Here is a 217-nt window from a genome sequence, read left to right as displayed (position 1 = left end):
GCGCAGCGGACGGGACTCGAACCCGCGACCCCCGGCGTGACAGGCCGGTATTCTAACCGACTGAACTACCGCTGCGCAGCGCGTTTCTCTCAGGCCGTAGTCTTCATCAAAAGACCGCGACACTAGAAACAGTCTCAGGAAGTGGTGGGTGATGACGGGATCGAACCGCCGACCCTCTGCTTGTAAGGCAGATGCTCTCCCGGCTGAGCTAATCACC

At 60.4% G+C, this 217-nt stretch carries 1 tRNA gene; it reads right to left on the bottom strand.

Annotation, left to right across the window (positions count from 1 at the left end):
- Position 1: 1 nt before the first annotated feature.
- Positions 2-75 (bottom strand) — tRNA-Asp (locus FS665_RS23285).
- Positions 76-217 lie beyond the last annotated feature (142 nt).

It is taken from the genome of Pseudomonas sp. URMO17WK12:I11, assembly GCF_007677725.1.
Taxonomy (GTDB): Bacteria; Pseudomonadota; Gammaproteobacteria; order Pseudomonadales; family Pseudomonadaceae; genus Aquipseudomonas.
Note: the sequence above shows the minus strand (reverse complement) of the source record. Positions and strands in the feature narration are given on the sequence as shown.